Raw genomic sequence first — 6,446 nt, forward strand, 5'->3', positions numbered from 1 at the left:
TCTACTAATTCTAATCCTAATGAAGACTGTATAGACTTAATAACAGTAGTAGGAGGCGTTTCTTGTTCAGCTAATTCTTTAACTTGTTCACCGTCGAATAAAAAGAGATTAGAAATACCCAAAGGTAACAAAGTTTCAATAAATTCATCCCAAGTCTCAGCTAATGCTTTATCTGGCCAATCTTCTTCCAGAATACCTAAAGTATCTTTACCGTCTTTGGGTTGTGTATTCCAGCGTCTAACAATGCGTATTTCTTTCCATTGATCGTCAATAAAATGTTCAAAAGCTAATTCTATGCGTGTTTCTCCTCCTAATGGAGTTTTGTTATTAATTGCTTGAATCAAAAAGTCGCTATAACTGAGATTATTACGGGTTGAACATTGTACGCGTTGTCCATATAATGCGAGACGTATAGCATCCATAAGGGTTGTTTTTCCCCCTCCATTCATTCCCCCAATGAGGATAATAGGACGAGTTTGGTTATCTTTTTCTGTACGTAGATTAATAATATTTTTACCAGCATAGGGACCAAAATTTTCTAAAACTAATTCTGTAAACAGCATAGTTAAACAAATAAATAAAAGTATCTATAGCAATCAGTAATAATTGATGAATACCTTGAGATACCCCCTTCAGTTCCCCCCTTAATAAGGGGGGTTGGGGGGATCAGCTTTCCTTAATTCTCACAACTGAAACCTGATTGCCATATTATTTTCATGATACTATTAAATATAGCACAATTACCTGAGTAATTATTAAGAAAATTAAGATAAAATGAATTCAATCAAACTACATGATACTATTGCGCTTTTAGAAGATGTTAAAACTTGTCAATTCATGACAAAATATACAATTATTTTACCAAAAGGACAAGTAGGAACAGTAGTAGAAATTTACAAAAATGGAGAAGCTTATGAAGTTGAATTTTCTGATAATAATGGACAAACTTATGCTTTAGTTACTCTTACCTCTGAACAATTGATATGTCTTCATTATGAAAAACCTTGCTTAACTGTAGTCAATTAACTTTAATAACAGAATAAAATTAAACGAAATTAGAATTCATTATGAAACCATCACCCAAAGTTCCTGATAATACCACCAGACAAAATGAAGTTAATCAATTAAGATCATTAGTTAGACAGTGGGATAAGTTGATTCTAGAATTAGATGAATTAAATGCTAGTTTAGAAGCAGATATTCGTCAAAGTTCCCTGACTGCTTATCGACTCGGAAAAACAGTCAGCAATGACGTTACCAAATAATTTATATCATAGATTGTCCTCACTTTCCGTGTTATTGGTAGGTTGCCCAAATTTAATTGTTCCCCAAGAAAGTTGTTTTTCGGGTTGTTTTTCTTCGGGGTTGAGAGTCTTTTTGAGTTCTTGTTTAACTTTATCAATATCTTCATCAGCGATCGCATTTTTGAGGTTACGTTTTTTGTGTGCATCTTCAATCGCATCATTTTGGGATCTTGAACTGGTTTCAAAGCATTTTTCCAAGTCACCATAGATACCCACACGACGAGATTTTGTATAAAATTGTCTTTCAGTATCTAATAGTCTGGCCATCAATTCTAAGTGCATTGCATCCTCCCCACAAATATCGGATAAAATATCCCATTCATCGCTACCTAATAAACTATGACCAACTCCTGGACGACTATCAATAAAAGGTTCTCCGGTCACTTCTTGATAAATACGGGGTAAACTATCATCAAATTCGTGTTTCTCTTCTAACCATATTCGTTTAATTTCGCTTAACTCTTCTTGAGTAATTAAAGTAATATCTTTCATGTCGTCTGGTGCATTGTTTCTCACTTTAACTTGTGCTTCTAATACCCGTCTTAACCAATGTTCTCGCCAATATTTTGTATAGGGACCAGGAACAGGTTCAATAGAAGTCTGACCATCAATATTACGTTCAAACAGGTGAACAGTTCCCCAAATACGTCTAAAGTCTCTTTTATCTCGATCATTTTCTATATCTAATTCTTTGCGAACATCAATTAAAGGTTGTAACCATCCTTTTTCTTCGTCATGTTGAACCATTGCTGCTAAAGACTTATCGCTATCAACCAAAGTACAGACCCAACAACCAAAACGAGAACTACCACAACTAGGAGTAGAAGTATCAATAACTAAAGGGCATTCATTATCAGCGGTTGCCCCTCGATACATAGCGAATAAATCTTTATTACTATGTCCCCAAGGGTTATCCCATTGCATTAAATATAACCACACTTCATCGGTTCGCCAATCTTCAATAGGAGTGTATAACAAAGAACTGGGTAAATGGGGATGTTTACAAAGGCGATCGCGGACTCTTCCCTGTTCTCTTTTTGTCATGATCGCTTCACGGTTTTGGCTTTCTGTTTTACGGGTTCCTAAAACTACAATAGCCTCACCATTGGCTCTAACAATATTACGAATAAAACGGTTAGAAGGATCAATTTTTAAGCGAGGTGTACACCAACGAAAGTTATGTCGAGGTGCAGGATATCCTTTCCCTATTAAACCCGCCCAATAACTTTGTGAAGCTTCTGGGGTAAGCAAATGAGGTTCAATAGGTAGCTGTTCTTTTCTAGCTCGTTTTTCCATGCGTTCAAGAGACTTATTAACCCATGCCGAAACAAAGGGGTTTTCTACTAAAGTATCAGTGGTAATAACATAGATTTTTTTATGTCTTTTATCTAAAGGTAGTTCTGAAATAGCATTCCAAATTAATTGAACAATAGCACTACTATCTTTACCTCCAGAATAACCAATAACAATCGGAATATCATCGACACAATATAACTCTTGTATCTCTTCAGTTAATCTTTTTATATCTTTAATTAGTTCTGGAACAGTACGGGGCGGAAATAATGTTGTTTGAATATTAGTCATGTTTGTTAATCTCCTATCATAATTTTGAATAACTATTGTCTAAAAATGTTTTGCCTGTGCCATTGAATCGCTTCTATACTTGGAAAATAGGTTGGTGAGTTCGGCAATAAAATAGTTTCACCTTGAAATTCTCTAATAGGTTTGCTATTGGGTGACTCTTCAGAGAAATTATCAGAAATCAGAACTTGATAATTATCATCAATACTAAAAATACCTCTATCAAAAGCCCAATGATGATTTTTACATAATGAAATACCATTGTTTATATTATTGTCATAGAATTGTGCAAAAGGTTTAATATGCGCTCCATCTACAATACTTTGTGATAGTGATTTAATAACCTTTAAATTACATAATGAACAACGATAGTCATAGGCATGAATAACGGCTTTACGAAAAAAAGAATCTCTAACTAAAGATTTTTTTATATAAAATTTTCTGCTAGTTTTTTTTCTTGGAATTTTTCGGTTCCTGCTTTTTAAAAAGATTGATTGATTTCTAAAATTTCTTGTAATTCTTTTTGAGCCGAAGAAAACCAAACTTCTATCAAAGTGTCTATTAATTCTTTTCTACTTTCTGGATCTTGAATTAATGTGAATAACTCTTCATCTAAAGAAGCATATTCAACAGACTGTTTTAATTTATTCATGGTTTTAGGTTGTAAACCATTAAAATCTGGTTTTAATGTAAGATGCCAAAACCCTTCACTTTGTAGATGAAAGAAAGGATAATGAAAACCTCCTTTATATTCAGAAGCTAAAATGTTCCAATATTTATTAAAGGTATCAATAAGTTCCTCAGAAACTAAAATTTTATTTTCAGTAATAATCTTTTGAGAAATTAAATCTATAACCGATAAAAGCAAAATAGGTTTATATTGAGCATTGCCTCTTTTTTTTGTACTACTAACATTTAAAGATGCCAAGAGATCGCAATAATAACTTAAATTTTTTTGCTGTTGATTTTCAGTCATAGGTTTTAGTTTCAGATAGGAGTATCACAGATGTTAAACTAATTCAGTAATTATACCAATAATTATCATAACTATTAATGAATGTAGATCCAGAAAAACTCAGTAATTTCCTGGATTTATATTAGTTTAACGCAAGATTATGATAGAAGGGTAGGTATTTACCGAAAATTAACAATTATTATGTTTGATAACCAGATTGACAATAGGGAACTTAATCAAAATCTTAGACAGGTATTAGAATCTTATCTGTTAAAATATTACCGTGAAAAACATTTCTTAGGGTTACGGTTTCGTCAGGGAAAAAGAGACATGATACAAATTAATGTACCTGCCCATGACTTACCAATCATACTACAAACAAAGCATTCTGAAAATAATGATCCTGACTCTGGAAAAAACCGTCCAGAAGTACAGGGTCACACCGAAGAAGTCAAACAATATATTATGAAACGTATAGAAAAAGATAAACCTTGGATCTTAGGCACTTTAACTGCTAATATTGATCCTGATCTAATCAAAGTAATTGAAATAGCTAGAGAACTCTGTTTAGTAGTAATTCCCAGAGGAGTAAAATTAGATATAACTGATGGACAACACAGAAAAAGTGCAATTCATGAACTGATAGAAAGTTCAGAGGGTGCATTAATTGGAGATAATGATTTTCCCATCACTTTAGTTTTAGAAAAAGATTTTAATCAGTGTCAAACTGACTTCCGAGATATGGCGCAAAGTAAAGCATTAGATAAATCTTTATTATTATCTTTTGGAGGATTTGAAGGACGTATTGGTATTATGAAAACTATACAAGAACAAGTACCAATATTTAAAGATAAAACAGAAAGAATAAAAAATACACCGTCAACGAAAAAGAAACTAATTTACACAAGTAATTATATTGTTAAACTGGTTAGTTGTGCCTTTGCCAATGATATTAATGCTGAACTTGAAAACTGGGATGTAGAAACATCATCAAATGCTTTGATGAATGCCTTAAATAAATTTTTCTCACGGGGTGACAAGCCCGTTAAAACCCTGATTGAAAGAGGGTTTCAGCCGTGGCGATCGCTCTATAAATTGTCAAAAACTAGAGGGCTTATTGAGAATAAACAATAATGATAATCATTCTTGCCGTGTGTGTGGGGGGGAGGAGGGTTACACCGTCCTCCCCCCCACAGGGTTGATGCTCAAAATCAACCCCTTGGGCAATATTAGTTTTTATTAAATAATAAAAATTGGTTTATTTTGGATAGTTACATCTAAAATAAATCATCTTCCACTGGTTATTTTATGTTAAGATAAAATAGGGGAATTAAGCCGTCTTATCTATTATGGACATGGCTTGTAACCCTTTTTTATAATTGTTGAGTTTCTGGGGATTATTGCTCATCATAATTGAAATAAAATCAGAGCAAAATTCCCAAGCGTGAATCCAAAGAGAGCCATAAAGTCCTATCCAAAAATTACTATGTCTTCGGTCACGTCTTGATTTTTCAGTTAGACGAGCAATATATTTTCCTTGATTGGTTTGTCGAAATGTTTTGCCTTTTAAAGAAGTAGCAGTGTAAGCGATCGCTATTAATAAAATCAAGGAATTTAGTCGTTTATTATTGGCTTTACTTCCCTCCCAATTATAACCCCCTGTCGTAACTGCTCACCGCAACAAAAAAGTCTTATTGAAAAGCACTACAAACAACATCAGTTGAGTCAACAAAAATATAAGCCCTGTGATTTAGCGTAAAATTTAAGCTAATTTATTATGGCTATTTTAATGACTAACATTCCCAGAATCAAGTCTTTTAAAAACCTCAAATAAAAACAACAATATGAGAAAAAAAAGAATAGTAAGATAGTTTTTTGTTAGCGGAGATTATCCGCTAACCCTGTGTATTTTTGTGCAGAGAGATAGGGGGATCAAGAAAAATCTATCCCCCATCGGCTCCGGAGCCTTTTACATCTCTAATCCTGGGGGACTCCGACCAGCTAATGAAAATAATTCGCATAATTGGACAATGGCATTTTGCCCCTGTAATCTCATGGTCTCTAAAAAACTGAACATTTGGGTGACTAACTCTGCACCCCAGTCGCTTCTTGCTCCCCCACTTACTTTGCGGTGAATGATAATGGGACGTAAAGCTCTCTCAGCATCATTATTATCTGGTTTGACTTCAGGATAAGTTAGAAAGGTGAACCACTCTTCCCAATGACGTTTGAGACGGTTAATCAATCTTTGTGCATCATAAGGCCATCCTTTTTTGGGAGTTGCTTTAAAAATCTTTTGCAGTGAGTTCTCGACTTCTGTTCTTTTGGAGCCTAAGTCTTCAAGGGTTAAATTTCGAGCATGATAATGACGATAATGGATACGGGCGGTTGCTAAAACTTGCTGTACATCGGCAGCAAATTCTCGATTCGCTTGAAAAAAGACTGGTTTTAAGGGACTCTAACTCTCGTTCTAAATGTGCCAGACATTTCTGTTTGGCCATCGCACTTTGTCTAAAGTAGGCACTATAGCAGTCACTGGTGAGGATGCCCATAAAATCTGCTCCTAACAATTTCTCGACTTCTGCGGAGCTTCTAGTGGAGCCAAC

General features: G+C 34.2%; 8 protein-coding genes and 1 pseudogene. 3 read left to right on the top strand and 6 right to left on the bottom strand.

The features are described 5' to 3' along the window. Positions 1-563 (bottom strand): AAA family ATPase (locus tag CWATDRAFT_RS28800; protein ID WP_042712766.1); only part of this gene is annotated, 563 nt, incomplete at its 3' end. A gap of 211 nt (positions 564-774) precedes the next feature. Here CWATDRAFT_RS28800 and CWATDRAFT_RS28805 point away from each other — a divergent pair. Continuing rightward, positions 775-1,026 carry a DUF4926 domain-containing protein gene (locus tag CWATDRAFT_RS28805; protein ID WP_007308280.1) on the top strand — a complete coding sequence of 84 codons (252 nt, stop codon included), beginning with the start codon at positions 775-777 and terminating at the stop codon, positions 1,024-1,026. A gap of 41 nt (positions 1,027-1,067) precedes the next feature. Further along, a complete protein-coding gene (locus tag CWATDRAFT_RS28810; RefSeq protein ID WP_007312073.1) occupies positions 1,068-1,265 on the top strand; it encodes a hypothetical protein in 198 nt (65 codons plus the stop codon). A 6-nt stretch (positions 1,266-1,271) separates the two neighbouring features. On the opposite strand, the gene dndC is transcribed toward CWATDRAFT_RS28810, so the two are convergent. From dndC to CWATDRAFT_RS40720, 3 genes are read right to left on the bottom strand one after another with little or no spacing between them, the layout of a single operon-like run. Continuing rightward, complete coding sequence (gene dndC, locus CWATDRAFT_RS28815) at positions 1,272-2,888, bottom strand: DNA phosphorothioation system sulfurtransferase DndC (protein ID WP_007308286.1); 1,617 nt, start codon at positions 2,886-2,888, stop codon at positions 1,272-1,274. Positions 2,889-2,920: 32 nt separating this feature from the next. Beyond that, a complete protein-coding gene (locus tag CWATDRAFT_RS40715; protein WP_007308285.1) occupies positions 2,921-3,427 on the bottom strand; it encodes an HNH endonuclease in 507 nt (168 codons plus the stop codon). After that, positions 3,367-3,861: a hypothetical protein gene (locus tag CWATDRAFT_RS40720; protein ID WP_007308284.1), complete on the bottom strand. Its 495-nt coding sequence runs from the start codon at positions 3,859-3,861 to the stop codon at positions 3,367-3,369. The genes CWATDRAFT_RS40715 and CWATDRAFT_RS40720 overlap by 61 nt, the downstream gene beginning before the upstream one ends. Before the next feature lie 180 nt (positions 3,862-4,041). On the opposite strand from CWATDRAFT_RS40720, the gene CWATDRAFT_RS28825 reads away from it, so the two are divergent. Continuing rightward, a complete protein-coding gene (locus CWATDRAFT_RS28825; RefSeq protein ID WP_007308281.1) occupies positions 4,042-4,974 on the top strand; it encodes a DNA sulfur modification protein DndB in 933 nt (310 codons plus the stop codon). A gap of 196 nt (positions 4,975-5,170) precedes the next feature. Here the strand turns inward: CWATDRAFT_RS28825 and CWATDRAFT_RS28830 are convergent, their stop codons facing one another. Further along, the gene (locus tag CWATDRAFT_RS28830) at positions 5,171-5,449 is read right to left on the bottom strand and encodes a hypothetical protein (RefSeq protein ID WP_007308283.1); all 279 of its coding nucleotides are present in this window, start codon (positions 5,447-5,449) and stop codon (positions 5,171-5,173) included. Positions 5,450-5,809: 360 nt separating this feature from the next. After that, a pseudogene (locus CWATDRAFT_RS34930) lies at positions 5,810-6,446 on the bottom strand (IS66-like element ISCwa4 family transposase); the annotation flags it as partial.

It is taken from the genome of Crocosphaera watsonii WH 8501 (genome assembly GCF_000167195.1).
Taxonomy (GTDB): Bacteria; Cyanobacteriota; Cyanobacteriia; order Cyanobacteriales; family Microcystaceae; genus Crocosphaera; species Crocosphaera watsonii.

Bases quoted from the DNA above. Each gene is read 5' to 3' on its own strand.
- dndC (WP_007308286.1), bottom strand. From the start codon at position 2,888: ATGACTAATATTCAAACAACATTATTTCCGCCCCGTACTGTTCCAGAA.
- CWATDRAFT_RS28805 (WP_007308280.1), top strand. From the start codon at position 775: ATGAATTCAATCAAACTACATGATACTATTGCGCTTTTAGAAGATGTT.
- CWATDRAFT_RS28810 (WP_007312073.1), top strand. From the start codon at position 1,068: ATGAAACCATCACCCAAAGTTCCTGATAATACCACCAGACAAAATGAA.
- CWATDRAFT_RS40720 (WP_007308284.1), bottom strand. From the start codon at position 3,861: ATGACTGAAAATCAACAGCAAAAAAATTTAAGTTATTATTGCGATCTC.
- CWATDRAFT_RS28825 (WP_007308281.1), top strand. From the start codon at position 4,042: ATGTTTGATAACCAGATTGACAATAGGGAACTTAATCAAAATCTTAGA.